This window comes from Flavobacterium aquidurense, assembly GCF_001404985.1.
GTDB classification, from domain to species: Bacteria; Bacteroidota; Bacteroidia; order Flavobacteriales; family Flavobacteriaceae; genus Flavobacterium; species Flavobacterium aquidurense_B.
Genome location: NZ_JRLF01000014.1, coordinates 466,298 through 483,029 on the forward strand (window position 1 = coordinate 466,298; position 16,732 = coordinate 483,029).

13 protein-coding genes are annotated in these 16,732 nt (G+C 34.1%); 7 read left to right on the plus strand and 6 right to left on the minus strand.

Translation table 11 applies throughout. The features are described from left to right. Window positions 1-17: 17 nt before the first annotated feature. From RC62_RS17540 to RC62_RS17550, 3 genes are all read right to left on the minus strand, one after another. A complete protein-coding gene (locus RC62_RS17540) occupies window positions 18-1,883 on the minus strand; it encodes an alpha,alpha-trehalase (RefSeq protein ID WP_055097479.1) in 1,866 nt (621 codons plus the stop codon). Beyond that, entirely contained in the window at window positions 1,873-3,093 is a 1,221-nt protein-coding gene (locus RC62_RS17545; RefSeq protein ID WP_055097480.1) for an MFS transporter, read from the minus strand. Before RC62_RS17545 ends, RC62_RS17540 begins: the two co-directional genes overlap by 11 nt. Window positions 3,094-3,184: 91 nt before the next feature. Then, window positions 3,185-5,824 (minus strand): TonB-dependent receptor, encoded by a 2,640-nt coding sequence (locus RC62_RS17550; protein WP_055097482.1) that lies wholly within the window; start codon window positions 5,822-5,824, stop codon window positions 3,185-3,187. 164 nt (window positions 5,825-5,988) lie between these two features. Between RC62_RS17550 and RC62_RS17555 the strand changes: the two genes are divergently transcribed. Beyond that, window positions 5,989-7,014, plus strand: a complete 1,026-nt coding sequence (locus RC62_RS17555; RefSeq protein WP_055097483.1) for a LacI family DNA-binding transcriptional regulator — start codon at window positions 5,989-5,991, stop codon at window positions 7,012-7,014. Between the two features lie 40 nt (window positions 7,015-7,054). Then, a complete protein-coding gene (locus RC62_RS17560; protein ID WP_055097484.1) occupies window positions 7,055-7,408 on the plus strand; it encodes a hypothetical protein in 354 nt (117 codons plus the stop codon). A 13-nt stretch (window positions 7,409-7,421) separates the two neighbouring features. Here RC62_RS17560 and RC62_RS17565 read toward each other — a convergent pair whose 3' ends face one another. The 3 genes from RC62_RS17565 to RC62_RS17575 are packed head-to-tail and all read right to left on the minus strand — an operon-like array spanning window position 7,422 to window position 9,086. Continuing rightward, window positions 7,422-7,913: a hypothetical protein gene (locus RC62_RS17565; RefSeq protein ID WP_055097485.1), complete on the minus strand. Its 492-nt coding sequence runs from the start codon at window positions 7,911-7,913 to the stop codon at window positions 7,422-7,424. A gap of 1 nt (window position 7,914) precedes the next feature. After that, the gene (locus RC62_RS17570) at window positions 7,915-8,478 is read right to left on the minus strand and encodes a hypothetical protein (protein ID WP_055097486.1); all 564 of its coding nucleotides are present in this window, start codon (window positions 8,476-8,478) and stop codon (window positions 7,915-7,917) included. A 56-nt stretch (window positions 8,479-8,534) separates the two neighbouring features. Further along, window positions 8,535-9,086, minus strand: a complete 552-nt coding sequence (locus tag RC62_RS17575) for a hypothetical protein (protein WP_055097773.1) — start codon at window positions 9,084-9,086, stop codon at window positions 8,535-8,537. Window positions 9,087-9,202: 116 nt separating this feature from the next. On the opposite strand from RC62_RS17575, the gene RC62_RS17580 reads away from it, so the two are divergent. From RC62_RS17580 to RC62_RS17600, 5 genes are all read left to right on the plus strand, one after another. Next, on the plus strand, window positions 9,203-11,977 hold the full coding sequence (locus RC62_RS17580) for a 2-oxoglutarate dehydrogenase E1 component (RefSeq protein ID WP_055097488.1): 2,775 nt from the start codon (window positions 9,203-9,205) through the stop codon (window positions 11,975-11,977). 80 nt (window positions 11,978-12,057) lie between these two features. Further along, window positions 12,058-13,314, plus strand: coding sequence for a 2-oxoglutarate dehydrogenase complex dihydrolipoyllysine-residue succinyltransferase (odhB, locus tag RC62_RS17585; RefSeq protein ID WP_055097489.1), 1,257 nt, complete (start codon window positions 12,058-12,060; stop codon window positions 13,312-13,314). A gap of 218 nt (window positions 13,315-13,532) precedes the next feature. Continuing rightward, the gene (locus tag RC62_RS17590; RefSeq protein ID WP_055097490.1) at window positions 13,533-16,016 is read left to right on the plus strand and encodes a TonB-dependent receptor; all 2,484 of its coding nucleotides are present in this window, start codon (window positions 13,533-13,535) and stop codon (window positions 16,014-16,016) included. Window positions 16,017-16,078: 62 nt separating this feature from the next. Further along, window positions 16,079-16,411, plus strand: coding sequence for a hypothetical protein (locus RC62_RS17595; protein ID WP_055097492.1), 333 nt, complete (start codon window positions 16,079-16,081; stop codon window positions 16,409-16,411). 18 nt (window positions 16,412-16,429) lie between these two features. After that, entirely contained in the window at window positions 16,430-16,732 is a 303-nt protein-coding gene (locus tag RC62_RS17600) for a hypothetical protein (protein ID WP_055097493.1), read from the plus strand.

Here is a 16,732-nt window from a genome sequence, read left to right on the forward strand (position 1 = left end):
TGTGGCTATTTTATTTTTTAAAACAAATCATCAGGATCAACTAAATCTGATAGTTTTTGTTTTAAATCGTTTTCTAAAATAGTTAATCCGTATTGATAAGAAGCATTCATCCAGCCAAAACCTTCTTCTGTGATATAATCAAATTCAGTTCCTACGTTTCCGTATTCTGCGAAAATTTTGTGAGAACTAATCGACAAATCAAATTTCTCCGGAATGGTTCCGTTATAATCAACCGCATTTCTGGTAATCAGCCAAAGCCATCGATACACCATTTCCTGCGCTTCTTCTATGAAATTATAGTTCAGCAAACCTTCCCACAAAAGCATTTGATGCGGCGCCCATCCAAACGGATAATCCCATTGGCGTATTGGTGCATTTTCATCTACACCGGCAATCGATTCTTTAGTACTTCCGGCAATTCCGCCTTTCATTTTAAATCTTGGCAATGTCTTTTTAATCAAAATTTCAGCTTGTTCCGGCGTGCTTATTTTCGCCCAAAGCGGATAAAAAGTTGGTGCAGCTTCAAAGAAATGCTGTTTTTCATTCACAAAATCATAATCCAGATAAACTCCAAATTCATCATTCCAGCACATTTGATTGATTTTCTCTTTTCTCGAAGCGGCTTTCGAAAGCCAATATTCACTTGAATAAGATTTATCTTCAAAATATTGAAATTCGTTTTTAAAATATTTTTTAATCAAAAAAGCAATGTCGATTTCATATTTATAAAGTAAACTGTTGATTGCAACCGTATTTAAATTAGCACAAATGCCAACCAATCTATTTGTTGTATCATGTCCGCTTTCGCGCATGCTTCTATCATGAATAAAATATTTATCAAGCTCAGCGTCCACCACTTCTCTTTCGAGATATTTCTTTTCAAACTCATGTGTTGAGAGATTATATTTTGGCGCATATTGTTCCAGAATATCATCAAAATGTCCTTCTTCTACCTCAAACGGAAGTCCGATCCCTTCTGCTTTATAGCGATTTAATCCATTTGCAGTAAGACGTTTTCCTTCTTCCATCCAAACAGTTTGATATTCTTTTATCGCGGTTTTCAAATGTCTTTCAATCCAAAAAATATCCGGATTTGATTTTTCTAAAACATCTATAATTAGCGATGTATACAACGGTGGTTGCGTACGCGTTAAATAATAACTTCTGTTTGCATTTAGGATTTTCCCATAATGATCAATTTGATATTTAAAATTCTCGGCAATGCCCAAAGCAAGATCTATTTTATCATCGATCAAAAGTCCTTTGGCAATAAAATAACTGTCCCAACCGTACATTTCGTTGAATCTTCCGCCAGGAACCACAAACGGAACACCTGAAATTTCATTGTTTTTTATTTGAAGTGCCAACGCTAAAATCCCCGGTTTTTTATTAAGCGAAAGCACATATTCCGGCGAAATATTTTTGGGCATTTGCACCACCTTTAACTTTGGCGTTGTAGCTTCTAATTTTTTGAAATAATCAAAAACAATTTCGTCTCCAAAAGGTACATACAAATACGCTATTTCATTTTCGATCTTATTGTCTTCCAGAATTTTCTTTACACCATTGGCATCAATTGTTCTGGTAAGACCTTTCCAATACAGGTTTTTTATTTTCCCTGAAATTCTTTTTACAGGATCTTCAGTGATTTCATTTAAGTTAATTTCTGCAAATTCGATATTGTTTTTTTTGGCCAAAGCAAGTTCCTGCAACAAATTCGAAAGTTGATACGTTCCTTCAATTACTGTTGAATTTCCGTTTTCATCCTGCAGCAAAAACTTTTTAGGGCCATTATCATCGATCGTTATTTTTTTATCGCCATCAGTATCTTCCTGAGCCAATAATTTTTCGATGGTTTGGGTTATATGTAATTTAAATTTCATCTTTTGCAGTTATTTTTTTAAGAATAAAAAAGGATATTAATAATAAAGACATTGGAATTAAAGTAAAATAAAAGGCTTTTTCCGGTCCTTCATTTTTAAACAACCAGCCCGTTATTCTGGAACCCAATGTTCCGCCAAGAGCAGAGAAAATCACAATTAATCCTGTCATTGAACTTTGTAAATTCTTTGGTAAAGCACTTAATACAATCGAATTTAATAAAGGATAAATGGGCGCAATAAACAATCCGATTAACGGAAATGCAAAACCAATTAAAGGTATATCTGAAAGTGTATTGATGTTCTTTACTTCTAATCCAACTGTTTTAGGAAGTACAAAAATAACAATCAACATAGCCGAAAAGATACAGACACTTAAAACCCAAATCCAGTTGACTTTTTTGGTCACAATACCTGCAATCATACGTCCAATTGCCAGTGAAATAGCCAAAATACTCGCCATCATTATGCTGATATTCTCCGGTAAATGAAGCACTTTTGTATTGAATGTGGGCAACCAGGAAAGAATTCCCTGTTCGATCATGACAAACAAAAAGACGCTAATAACAAAAATAACGGTAAGTAATTTTGCCATTAATCTGAACATTTGAAGGAAATCATCTTTGAGATTGACCCCAGCTGCGACTTCAGCTTCTTCGAATTTCACAAAAAGTAGAAACAGAAATGACAGGAACGATAATGCAGCCAAAAACCAATACACATTTAGCCATGAATTTGGATCGTCTTCATTATTAAAAGCGGGAAATAAAAAATAAGCCAACGCAATCCCAACCATAAAAAAACCTTCGATGCTACTCATCAAAGCATTGTGTTCTTTCTTAGTTTCGGTCACAGTTCCAATCAAGGAATAAACCGAAACTTTTATCAAAGCAAATGAAACTCCAACGGTTGCAAAAAGAATTTTGGCATTGTCGAATGAATTCCCGAAATACATAGAAATACAAGCCAAAGTAACTAAAGCCAAACCTATAAGCATCGATTTTCTATAGCCTATTCTGGGTAAAAAAGACGCTATAAAAAAAGATACAATCGCAATGGGCATGTCTTTAAAAGCTTCCAGAATACTGGCCTGAACTTCATCGACTCCGTAATTTCTCTGCGATTTTAAAATCACAATTCCCACACTATTCAATAAAATAGCAAAGACAAAATAATTAAGGTAAAGAGAGATTTTAATTCCTATGTTTTTCATTTTTTTATTGTTTGTCTTTGCTTTGGTTACAGTGTGGAGACGCACTGCTGTGCGGCTCTACAATAACCGTATGTCTGTTGTATTTATAAATTTAGAAATTAATCGCTACCGAAAATCTAAACGCACGTCCTAAAATAGGTCTTGCCATAAAAACATCGCTTGCCGCAGAAGTTGTTTGTCTTGGATCTCCTTCGGTCAAACCAATTTCGTTGAATAAATTCGATGCATCGACTGCAAAACGAAGATTATTATAAGTATAATTTAAACCTGCTCCAACTTCTTTATAAGCTGGTAAAACTTGTTTGTTATCCTGATTTGTGAATTTTTTGTCGTAATAAGAAAACTGAACATAAGCCGTAAGATCTTTTGTAATATCTACTTCCGGTCTTAAGTTGCAGAAGAATTTAGGGATTCTTCTTGCTGTATTTCCATTAAAATCAAACGTAGAACCGTCAGCATTTGTTCCTGTAAAATTGTCGTATTCCGGTTTTTGAACGGTGAATGTAAAGTTCAGTTTTGCAATACTATATCTCACATTTGTTTCTACTTCAAGACCAATATTGTTTACATCAGCAAATTTATTCTCAGAACTTCCGTCAGATAAAATATCAGTAAAAGCAACATTTTTTAAGTTCATATGAAATAAATTGGCATTCACATTAAAGAAAGAGTTAGAATATTTATACCCTAATTCAAACTGATTGACTTCTGTATTTTCAAGTTTGCTTAAATCTGCAGCATTATCATAAAAAGATTCTTCGATTGGCGATCTAAATCCGTGGCTGTAACGAACATACGAAGCCATATTATCATTGAATTTATAATTTCCAGCTGCAGTATAAGACCATTCGCTCACATCATATCTCCAATAGGTGTACGGATTACCTTTTACAGTTGTCACCGCATCATCAGCCGTATTATTATCTAAAATTCCTAAATTCTCAGCAAAAAATCTTGCATTATCCCTGTAACCTGAATATTTGTCTTTGTTGTATCTTAAACCTGCGTTAAAGGTCAAATTATCTGTCGCTTTAATCTCAGCATCAGCATAAATATCATTCAAAAGACCTTTAGTTTGCGCATCTCTTTCTAACCATGTAATTCTTTCTACACCATTCCAGGTATGATCAACTCCGGTTGTATTGTCTTTTACATTTAATAATCTCGGGTTGTCTGAAACACCTACTAAATACGAATTCCAGTTCCAGTATTGATTCGATTTCCAGTTAGAATAATAATAACCGGCAGTTAATTTTACAGGATCTAAATCAAAATTGAAAGAGAAATTATTGGCAAAATTGTTCATCTTTTTTTCGATATGCCAAAGATCAGCTCTCATAATCAAAGCGTTTGGATCAAGCGTTGCTCCGTTATCAACATAAGAATACGTTAGATTACTTGCCGTTGTATTTTGAACATCTGTTGCATAAGCGCTTTGTGTCCAAGGTCCACCATTTGGAAAAATAGCATTATAATTTAAATCGATATTCGTTTGTTTGAAAGCATTTTTGAAAGTTACTTTTTCAGATATTTTCTTTTTAAATTCAGCTCCAATTGAATTGATTATTGGGTGAGAACCATCTTCTAAATCTGCACTAAAAGTTCCTCCGCCATATTGAGGCACATTTAAATGACTGAAATTTACTGATGTCAACGTTCCATAATTTGGATTAAAACCAGGAATACCTTCTACTTTTCCGTTGTTACTTTTTAAAGGAATTGGTAAATAAAATGTATTTCTGTCGTCAAGGTGTTTGAAATTAACTCTTAAATAATCATTGTCATCAAATTTATATGTGATGTTTCCTTTTATTTGTCCGCCTTTATTTGCTGTAAAACCTGTGTTTCTTACACCATTATCGGCTCTATAAAAACCTCCAACATTAAAAAACAATTTATCTTTAATTAAAGCGCCTGATAAATTAAGATCTGTTCTGAACATTCCATAATCTGAAGTTGTGAATTTTGCTCTTCCCTGAAAATCATTTTGTCCTGTTTTAGAAATAAAATTGATAATTCCACCCGGAGCATTATTGGCAAAAATTGATGCCGAACCTCCACGAACAGCTTCCATCTTACTAACCGTTTCGTCTAATCTGTAAAAAGTATCTGCATTGGCAAATTGCAAAGCTCCATCTTCAAAAACCGGCAATCCGTCTTCCTGAATCTGCACATATTCGTAAGCTCCCGCTGAAGGAATTCCTCTTGCAAAAAGGTTATTTCCTATTTCTCCTCCTGATGCTTCAACCACAAATCCAGGAATGGTTTGAAGTAAAGCTGCTGTACTGGACGGCGCTCTGTCTTCGATTGCTTTTGCGCCCATTGTAGTAATAGCAACACTGGATTCAAGTTTAGATCTTGGTGCCGAAGATCCGGTAACTACAACCTCTTTTAAACTTTGTGATTCACCTTCAAGAAGCAAATTTACCTCCAGAGATTCTCCTTCTTTTACTGCTATTCTTTTTTCGAAAGTTTTATACCCTACATTTGTTGCAATAATAGTATATGTTCCTGCTTCGATATTCGAGAATGAATATCCTCCGTTTTCATCTGTAACCGTACTTTTTCCTGTTTCCTTAATAGATACGTTTGCTCCCGGAACGGTTACGCCGCTATCATCAAGTACTTTTCCTGAAATCGTATTTTGATTTTGCGCAAACAGAGCGTTTGGCAAAGAAAATAGGCAAAACATTAAAAGTAATGTGCCTAAATATTGGTCTAGCTTTTTCATTTTTTTTGTTTGGTTAGTTAGTAATTATGGTTATCACTGTCAAACTTAACAACAAATTATATGGAATATAAGAATTTAAAATCGAAAACGTTTTCGAAAACTCCTAAAACGTTTTCGGAAGTTAATTTTTTATCGATGCAGTTTATTTTTAGTACTTTTATTTCATGAATGACACAAAATTAATAGATATAGCCTCGGCATTAGGAATTTCGGTTACTACGGTTTCAAAAGCGTTAAAAGGATATACTGATATTAGTAAGTCTACACGCGCCAGAGTTCTCGAAATGGCAGAAACAATGAATTACATCCCTAATTCTGTTGCAGTTAACCTTAGAACCAATGAAACCAAAACAATTGGTGTTATTATCCCTGCTACCGTGCATCACTTTTTTTCAAGTGTATTAAATGGCATCCTTGAAGAAGCTGAAAAAAGAGGTTATCTGGTCATCATTCTACAATCAAACGAAAAATATGAATTAGAGAAAAAACAGCTAGCCTTATTAATTCAAAAACGTGTTGACGGGGTTTTAATGTCTCTCTCGAATGAAACTGATGACTTCACTCATATTAATGAAGCGATTAGAAAAAATACTCCTGTAGTTTTATTTGATAAAATTGCCAAAAGAGTCGATTGTTCCAAAGTTGTTATTAATGATGCAAAAGCAGCTTTTGATGCGGTTTCCTACCTTATTAATAAAGGATATAAAAAGATCGCCCATTTTAGGGGTTCTTATGTTCCGCAAAATTCGATCGATCGCTTTTTAGGATATAAAAGGGCGCTTGAAGCACACGGAATTGAGTACGATTCGAAATTGGTTTATGTGTGTGATAACAATACTGATTTTGAAGATGGTTATGAAAATGCCCAAAAAATAATGACCGAAAATCCGGATATTGATGCCATTTTTGCGATTACAGATTTGGTCGCCATCGGGATTATCAAATACTTTAATGAAGCCGGAATAAAAACACCTGAACAAGTTGCCGTTTTTGGTTTTAGCAATTGGTTTATGAGTACGGTTATTTCGCCAAAATTAACCACAATAGATCAGCCCGGATTCGAAATGGGACATCAGGCAGTTTCGCTGTTAATAGATGAAATTGTAGATATAAAAGAGCATCGACCGGTAACACATCAAATTATTGAACTTCCTACAAGAATCATTGAAAGAGAATCAACAGTTAAATGATTTTTTAGTTTTAACTTTGCGTCAATCTTAAAAAGCATCAATGTTTCCGATTCCTGAAAATACCGATATTTTATTGGCTGATGCCGAAAGTGGAAATCTATATTTAAGCCTGATTGAGCAAATCAATAAAGACTTTAATTTAGCCAATGAAGGAATTGATTTTCCGTTGAGTATTTCTCCCGAAGAACTAAAAATCCAGCTTCACGAAAAAATCTACCGAATGATTCAGTACAAGTTTGCTGAATATCTCAACCTGCTTTACATTATAGATGTCTCTGAAATAGAAATAAAAAAACTCGACGGATCAGATTTGGTAATTCTTGCTGAACAGGTTGCGTTTTTGGTTTTAAAAAGAGAATGGCAAAAGGTTTGGTTCCGAAATCACTATAAGTAAGGTTCCGGGTTTTCTATTTTAATTTTTTCGTTGGTATCTCATACAGTTTGATAAACAGTTCTAAAGACTTATTTAATTTTGAAATTTTATCTAAAATGGGCTGTAAGGATTCCGGAGCATCTTCAATAAAATAGTCAATATGAAACTTTAATGTCTCGCCAATTTGAAATTGATCCAGTACTTTTGGCGGAAGTGCAAACGTCCTTAATTGAAGCATTTCACCTCCTCTAGACTGATCACGAACAAACCAGGATAGAAACTCTAACGATATTAAACTGTCTGAAGATTTATCTAATGTAAATTCGAATTGCAATATTACTTCATCTTTAAGTCCGCCATCTGTTCTTAATAAAGTTGCAATAGGCAAATGAGAAAATGACAAATCTCCTAATTCAGACCCCTTAATTCCTTCTAAATTATCAATACCACTACTAACGTTTTCTATTCCTTTTAGACTTTCTATTGTTTTATGAAATAAATCTATCTCTTTTGGATATTCTCCCATTTTAAGTTTTACTATTTGGTCTTACAATATTTTTTAATCTGTCCAATTCAGACCAAAGTCCAAATCCGCTAGTATCTAGTTTACTTCCGATAATCTGGAAACGACCGCATTTAAAACAAATCTTTGCTATACCTACGGTTTCTTCTTTCTTCTTAAAAATAAAAATATCTCGATATTCAGCTACACAAGCATATCCTTCGGTCATTAACGAATCTTTGGCGCTAAAAACATTTTGAATATCTTTTTCTTGATTTATGGATAAGTTTGATTTTTTATAATTGTGGCTTAATAGTATTTTCTCAAAATTTTCTTTTGGAACACTATCCGGATAATACCGCATATATAAATTAGAGAATTCTTTTTCTTTTTTAGTAAAGGGATCTTTACTAGTAAATTTCACAAAATCCTCTTCAGAAAAATTCAAATAATAATGATCGATTTTATCTGAATCGAAAAAAGGTGTCAATTCTTTCTCTACAACTTTTTTATCCGCAACATCTACTTTAGTAAAATTGTTACAACTCGAAATAACAACAATAATAAATACAAAAATATATCTCTTCACTATTAGATTTTTTTTTTAAAACCTTTGAACCTTTGCTACTCTGAACCTTTGAACCTTTAAAAGTAAACTCTCACAAAAGGCATAAAACCAGATCCATAAAGACTTTTGTTAGGATCATACAAAACATCATAACGTGCACCAATAGTAACACTTCCGGTTCTGTAACCTGCACCAAGATATAAGGCAGTATTCCAATAATTATCAGAATAACTTGGTCTGTAAGGAGTCGAATTATAATCTGTGTTTACTCGCACCTGCTCTAACTCTGCAGACAACTGAATTTCCGGAATTGGATTTACAAGCCCTACCACGCTTCCTCCATAAACAAAAGAATTGTAGTAACTTTTAGAAGATAAATAACCAAATTGCAAACCAACACCAACAGCCACAATTTCATTTACATTATAAATAGCACTTGGCATTACGGAGATATCTGTATATCCGGAACCTATTCCTAAACCAAGACCTCCACCAAATTGTACTTTATCCCAAAAATGATTGCTGTTATCAATTACATAGTTTTGCTGTGCAATTGCTGAACTGGAAAATAAGACTGTCAAAATCACAAAAAAAAGTTTGCAATCGATTGAAAATTGAATTTTACGCATAGTTGAGTCTATTTTTAACAAATTTTTACGTAAAAGTACGTAAAAAAAAGGTTTAAATAAAGTCGATTGTTGTACTTTTGCCATTCTATTTAACAAAAAGTATATTCACTAATATTATGGATAGGTTTTCATTTTTAAATGCAGCGCATACAGAGTTTTTCGCACAATTATATGATCAGTATTTAGTAAATCCAGATAGCGTTGAGCCAAGCTGGAGAAGTTTTTTTCAAGGTTTCGACTTTGGACAAACGACTTATAATGACGAAAATCCAGTTCAACAGATTGTTGAATATGTGACTAGCGACAACACAGATTACAGTAAAGTTTCAGAAAAACTGCAAAAAGAATTTAACGTTCTAAAATTAATTGATGGATACCGTACTCGCGGACATTTGTTTACAAAAACAAATCCTGTTCGTGACCGTAGAACATCTTCTCCAACTTTAGACATTGAAAATTTTGGATTAACAACTGCTGATCTTTCAACAGTTTTTGATGCTGCTCAGACTATTGGAGTGGGACCATCTACATTACAAGACATTGTAACACGACTACAATCTATTTACTGCCAACATATTGGTATTGAATATATGTATATCAGAAACCCTGGTGTTGTAAAATGGATTCAGGATAAATTAGCTGTAAATGTAAATCAGCCTAATTTCAATTCTGAAGAAAAGAAAACTATCTTAAATAAATTAAATCAGGCGGTTTCTTTCGAGAACTTTTTGCATACAAAATACGTAGGTCAAAAACGTTTTTCATTAGAAGGGGGTGAATCAATTATTCCTGCTTTAGACGCTTTGATCGAACAAGCTGCTGAAAAAGGTGTTGAACAATTCGTAATGGGAATGGCTCACCGTGGTCGTTTGAACGTTTTGGCAAATATCTTTGGTAAATCTACTCAGGATATCTTTGGTGAATTTGACGGTAAAGATTACGATCAGGAATATTTTGATGGTGACGTAAAATACCACTTAGGTCTTACTGCTGATAAAAAAACAAGAACAGGAAAAAATATCAATATCAATTTAGCACCAAACCCTTCTCACTTAGAAACGGTTGGAGCTGTAATTGAAGGAATTACAAGAGCGAAGCAAGATAAATATTACGCTAATGATTTTTCTAAAGTATTACCTATCGCCGTTCACGGAGATGCTGCAATTGCAGGTCAGGGAATCTTATATGAAATCATTCAAATGGCTCAGCTTGACGGTTACAAAACCGGAGGAACAATCCATATTGTGATCAACAACCAGGTTGGTTTTACAACTAACTATTTAGATGCACGTTCGTCTACTTATTGTACAGACGTTGCTAAAGTTACACTTTCGCCAGTATTACACGTAAATGCAGATGATGCTGAAGCTGTTGTACATGCTGTATCTTTTGCATTAGATTACAGAATGCAATTTGGCCGTGACGTATTTATCGATCTTTTAGGATATAGAAAATACGGTCATAACGAAGGTGATGAACCTCGTTTTACACAACCTGTTTTATATAAAATCATCGCAAAACATAAAAATCCAAGAGATATTTATGCAGAGAAATTATTGTCAGACGGCGTAATCGATGCATCTTATGTAAATGCTTTAGAAAAAGAATACAAATCTTTGATGGAGGAGAATTTAGAAGCTTCCCGTAAAAAAGATTTGACGATCATAACTCCATTCATGAAAAACGAATGGGATGGATTTGTTCAGGTAACAGATACTCAAATGCTTGAAAAAGTAAACACTTCTTTTGACAAAAAAGGATTGGATTCTATCATCAATACAATTTCAACATTACCTGAAGACAAAAAGTTCATCAATAAAATAACTAAAATTGTAACAGACAGGAAAGCAGGATACGACAATAACACTATTGATTGGGGAACTGCAGAAGCACTGGCTTACGGTTCACTTTTGACTGAAGGATTTGATATTCGTATTTCAGGTCAGGACGTAGAGCGTGGTACATTCTCTCACCGTCACGCTGTTGTTAAAGTCGAAGATTCTGAAGAAGAAGTAATTTTATTGGATTCTATTGAAAACAAAAAAGGAAAATTCGGCGTATTTAATTCTCTTTTATCTGAGTATGGAGTTCTTGGTTTTGATTATGGATATGCATTAGCGAATCCAAACGCATTAACTATCTGGGAAGCACAATTTGGAGATTTCTCTAATGGAGCACAAATCATGATTGACCAATATATTTCATGCGGTGAAGATAAATGGAACAACCAAAATGGTATTGTTTTATTATTGCCTCACGGTTATGAAGGACAAGGTGCAGAACACTCTTCGGCAAGAATGGAGCGTTATTTACAACTTTGTGCAAGACAAAATATGTATGTTGCAGATTGTACAACGCCAGCCAACTTTTTTCACTTGTTAAGAAGACAAATGAAAACGAATTTCCGTAAACCTTTGGTAGTTTTTTCTCCAAAAAGTTTATTACGTGATCCAAGATGTGTTTCTACAGTAGAAGAATTAGCAAATGGAAGTTTCCAGGAAACGATTGACGACAATACAGTAGATAAAAAAGCAGTAAAAACATTAGTTTTTGTTACAGGTAAATTCTACTATGATATCGTTGCTGAAAGAGAAAACAACGGAAGAAACGATGTAGCAGTTGTTCGTATCGAGCAATTGTTTCCATTACCAGTTGAACAATTAAAAGCAATTATCGCACAATATCCAAATGCCGACGATTATGTTTGGGCACAGGAAGAGCCTAAAAACATGGGAGCTTACAGCTTTATGTTAATGAACTTTGATCTTGTAAAATGGAGATTAGCTTCGTTAAAAGCTTATGCTGCACCTGCTTCAGGAAGTTACACACGTGCAAAACGTCGTCATGCAGATGCGATTAGAATGGTTTTCGATAAAAATTTATTCAGATAAAAAGAATGTTTCAAGTTTAAAGTTTCAAGTTCAAGCCAACATGAAACTTTAAACCATAAAAACCTTAAACAAAAAATAAGATGATTTTAGAAATGAAAGTCCCATCACCAGGGGAATCAATAAAAGAAGTTGAAATTGCAACTTGGTTAGTAAAAGACGGAGATTATGTAGAAAAAGATCAAGCTATTGCTGAAGTTGATTCAGACAAAGCAACTCTTGAATTACCGGCTGAAATGAGCGGAATTATTACGCTAAAAGCAGAAGAAGGTGATGCAGTTGCTGTAGGAGCTGTAGTTTGTTTAATTGATACAGATGGTGTAAAACCAGCAGGTGATGCTCCGGCAGCACCAGTAGCTGAGGCACCTAAAGCGGAAGCTCCAAAGGCTGAAGCAAAAGCTGATCCCGAAGCTTCGGGACCAAAAGCAGCTCCGGTTCAGGCTCCGGCAGCTACAAGTTATGCAGCAGGAACTCCATCTCCGGCAGCAAGAAAAATATTAGACGAAAAAAATATAGCACCAGCAACTGTTTCAGGAACTGGTAAAGGCGGAAGAATTACTAAAGATGATGCTGTAAATGCAGTACCGTCTATGGGAACTCCAACTGGAGGAAACCGTGGATCTGAACGTACAAAATTATCAATGCTACGTCGTAAAGTAGCAGAGAGATTAGTTGCTGCTAAAAATGAAACTGCTATGTTAACGACTTTCAACGAAGTTAACATGACACCAATCAACTTAATTCGTAACGAATACAAAGATGCTTTCAAAGCAAAACATGGTGGTCTTGGTTTAGGATACATGTCTTTCTTTACAAAAGCAGTTACAAGAGCATTAGAATTATATCCTGATGTAAACTCTATGATGGATGGCGATTATAAAGTAGCTTATGATTTCGCTGATATCTCGATCGCAGTTTCAGGACCAAAAGGTTTAATGGTTCCTGTTGTTCGTAATGCTGAAAACTTATCTTTCCGCGGAATTGAAGCTGAAATTAAAAGATTAGCCCTTAGAGCTCGTGACGGTCAAATTACTGTTGATGATATGACAGGCGGAACTTTCACTATTACTAATGGTGGTGTTTTTGGAAGTATGTTGAGTACTCCAATTATCAACCCTCCTCAATCAGGAATTTTAGGAATGCACAACATTATTGAGCGTCCAATTGCCGTAAACGGTAAAGTAGAAATTCACCCAATGATGTACGTGGCGCTTTCTTATGATCATAGAATTATCGACGGACGTGAGTCAGTTGGTTTCTTGGTTGCTGTAAAAGAAGCATTAGAAAATCCATTAGAATTATTATTGAATGGTGATGCTAAACGTGCTTTAGAATTGTAAATTGTAATAATTTTCGATATAAATAAAAGCCTGTTCATTAAGTTGAACAGGCTTTTTTATTCTTAAGATTGGCTTAAATCTTGCTTAAGATGTTAATTTTTTAAACAAACGTAAATTTTACCCTTTAAAAAATATTTTATTTAGAATAAATAAGAATAGCTTGCATAGTTGACAACCAGAAACTAAATTTGCGCTATTAAAATCAATTCTAAATAAAAATGAAATATAAATTTACAATTTCTTTTTTGAGCTTTTGTTTGTTTCTATTAACAGCTAGAAGTATTTCAGCACAGGAAAAAGCAAGTATCAAAGGTCAAATTAGCTTAAACAATAATCAGGCTGCAGATAATGTTTCGGTTATATTAAAAGGAACTAAAATAGGAACTAATACTGATAGTAATGGTTTTTATGAAATTAAAAATCTAAAACCGGGAAGCTATGTTATTAAAGTTTCTGCAGTTGGACATTCATCTAAAGAAAAAAGCGTATCTCTTAATGCTGGTGATGATATAGTAGAAGACTTTACTATTAGTTCAAATTCTGAGCAATTAGACGAAATTGTAATCAACGGTAATGGAAAAAAGAATCCATTAGCTCGCAAAGAGACACAACAAGTATCAAGATTGCCACTTAAAAATCTTGAAAACCCACAAGTTTATACCACTATTACAAGTGAACTTTTAAAAGAACAAGTTGTTACCAATCTTGATGACGCATTAAAAAATGCTCCGGGATTAACACCACTTTGGACTTCTACAGGACGTGGAGGTGACGGAGCAGGATATTTTTCATTAAGAGGATTTGCCGTTCAGCCAACTATGATCAACGGATTGCCAGGATTAACAAATGGAAGTTTAGATCCTGCAAACATTGATAAAATCGAAGTAATCAAAGGACCATCAGGAACTTTATTTGGAAGCAGCTTAATCTCTTACGGAGGTTTAATTAACATTACTACAAAAAAACCATACGACCATTTTGGTGGTGAGGTAAATTATACTGCAGGAAGCAACGGGTTAAACAGAGTTACTGTAGATGTAAACACTCCATTAGACGAAGAACATAAAATCAATTTCCGTGTCAATAGTGCTTACCACACAGAAAACAGTTTTCAAGATGCCGGATTTAAAAAATCATTCTTTTTTGCACCCTCTTTATCTTATCAGGTTAGTGACAAACTTTCGTTTTTCATTAATACAGAATTCATGAGCAACAAACAAACCAATGCAACAATGTTATTTTTAGACAGAGGAACTGCTCTAAGAGTTCACAACATGAATGAATTGGGTTATGACAATAAACGTTCTTACACCAGTAATCAACTTGCTATTGAAACTCCATCTTACAGTCTTCAAGGACAAATGAATTACAAATTTAATGATCAATGGACTTCTCAAACTGTAGTTTCAAGAGGTTCGTCTTCATCACAAGGATATTATTCTTATTTATATGAAGGGACACGATTTGCACCTACTCAGATAAGTGAAGGAATTGTTTTAGGACGTTCTATGAATTACCAGAACTCTACAACACTTACAACTGATATTCAACAAAATTTCATTGGCGATTTTAAAATCGGAGAAATGAGAAACAGAATTGTTGTTGGTTTGGATTACTTCAACAGAGGAGCAATTGACAATGGTTCTAACTATGTATCAAATGGTAATATTTATATTGGTAACCTGGATGTAGCAACTGTAAATCAATATCTTTATCAAATTACTGATCCTGCAAAATACATCACTAATGGTGATAATGGAAACTTAACGAAAGCCGGAACTGATGCTCTTATAGCTGATGCAGGTATTGGTACTAATAAAACAAAACAAGAGGTATATAGTGTTTATGCATCAGACGTAATTAACTTTACCCCTTCTTTATTAGCAATGGCAAGTTTACGTGTTGACCGTTTTATTACAGCGGGTGATTTGAGCACAAACGCAGATGATTTTAATCAAACTGCTTTCTCACCAAAATTTGGATTAGTTTATCAGCCAATTATTGATAAAGTATCTCTTTTTGCTAATTACATGGACGGTTTTGCTAATTCAGCTCCTGTAACAGAAATTTTATCAGACGGAAGTACACGACCAAGAACTTTCAAACCAGAGCATGCTAATCAATTTGAAATTGGAACAAAATTAAACGTATTCAAAGATAAATTATACGCAACATTTAGCTATTATAACATCGAAGTAAAAGATCAGGTTTATGTTGTTTATGGCGCTACAACGCAAACAGCTTTCCAGGATGGAGCACAAAAAAATAAAGGTTTTGAAGCTGAAATCGTTGCAAACCCTATTGACGGATTAAACATTGTTGCTGGTTATAGCTATAATGATGCAGTTTTACTAGCGGGTGATCCAGACTTCGTAGGTCACAGACCAGAAAGCGGAGGACCACAAAACTTAGCCAATCTTTGGGCAAGTTATAAATTCCTGGAAGGAGATTTACAAGGTTTCGGTTTAGGTTTTGGAGGAAATTATGCCAGCAAAAACAAAATCATGAACCGTACAATTGTTGGACAATTTACAATTCCGGAATATACAGTACTTAATTCTTCTGTATTCTACGGAACAGAAAAATACACATTGACATTAAAATTAGACAATATTGGTAATGTTGATACTTATGATGGTTGGTCTACAATTCATCCAAGAAACATGAGAACTGTTGCAGCAAGTTTCTCCTACAGATTCTAATAAAAAATCATAAAACACCTTTCCTTTTAGCCGGAAAGGTGTTTTTTAAATTCTATGAAATTATGATAACAATAGCAAGTCTCATCGTTTTTTTAGCTTTTTATACGCTTTATTACACTTCGAAAAGAGCCACTTTATCTTATGATCTGGGTTTTGAGAAATGGATGAAAAGCAATCCTAAACCAACCAAATTTTTAGGTTTAGGACTTCTTTTATTAGCTTATTCTCTCTGGCTTTTTACACAATCACTATGTTGCGGTACATTAATGTTTTTTATTCAGCTAATGACTATTGGCAGTTTAATTATTATTTTAACTCCACTAAAAAAAATAAGCCCATTCGCTATTGCTGTACTTTTTATTATTGTTGCTTTATTAGAATTTTATTATAACTAACTTATTTCTAACCAAAATATGCCGGCAAATCCTAAATATCTAACACAATCTAAATGGCAACGATTTGCCAAAATTACAGCTGCCATAGTAGGTGGCTATTTTGTTTCAGTCACTTTTCATCTGGCTTTAGCATCTTGGTTTAACCGTGCAAATATCCTTATGACGATGGCATTTAGCGGGTTTATTCTTTGGGTAGCACTTATGATACTTGCCTTTTTAGCAAAAAGCGGATGGAAAATTTGGGGTATTTATATACTTTTAACTTTAGTTTTTTCTCTTTTTATTTATTTGGGTCAAACCTACAATCCAATAGCAAAATAA

Bases quoted from the DNA above. Each gene is read 5' to 3' on its own strand.
- RC62_RS17540 (WP_055097479.1), bottom strand. From the start codon at position 1,883: ATGAAATTTAAATTACATATAACCCAAACCATCGAAAAATTATTGGCT.
- RC62_RS17545 (WP_055097480.1), bottom strand. From the start codon at position 3,093: ATGAAAAACATAGGAATTAAAATCTCTCTTTACCTTAATTATTTTGTC.
- RC62_RS17550 (WP_055097482.1), bottom strand. From the start codon at position 5,824: ATGAAAAAGCTAGACCAATATTTAGGCACATTACTTTTAATGTTTTGC.
- RC62_RS17555 (WP_055097483.1), top strand. From the start codon at position 5,989: ATGAATGACACAAAATTAATAGATATAGCCTCGGCATTAGGAATTTCG.
- RC62_RS17560 (WP_055097484.1), top strand. From the start codon at position 7,055: ATGTTTCCGATTCCTGAAAATACCGATATTTTATTGGCTGATGCCGAA.
- RC62_RS17565 (WP_055097485.1), bottom strand. From the start codon at position 7,913: ATGGGAGAATATCCAAAAGAGATAGATTTATTTCATAAAACAATAGAA.
- RC62_RS17575 (WP_055097773.1), bottom strand. From the start codon at position 9,086: ATGCGTAAAATTCAATTTTCAATCGATTGCAAACTTTTTTTTGTGATT.
- RC62_RS17580 (WP_055097488.1), top strand. From the start codon at position 9,203: ATGGATAGGTTTTCATTTTTAAATGCAGCGCATACAGAGTTTTTCGCA.
- odhB (WP_055097489.1), top strand. From the start codon at position 12,058: ATGATTTTAGAAATGAAAGTCCCATCACCAGGGGAATCAATAAAAGAA.
- RC62_RS17590 (WP_055097490.1), top strand. From the start codon at position 13,533: ATGAAATATAAATTTACAATTTCTTTTTTGAGCTTTTGTTTGTTTCTA.
- RC62_RS17595 (WP_055097492.1), top strand. From the start codon at position 16,079: ATGATAACAATAGCAAGTCTCATCGTTTTTTTAGCTTTTTATACGCTT.
- RC62_RS17600 (WP_055097493.1), top strand. From the start codon at position 16,430: ATGCCGGCAAATCCTAAATATCTAACACAATCTAAATGGCAACGATTT.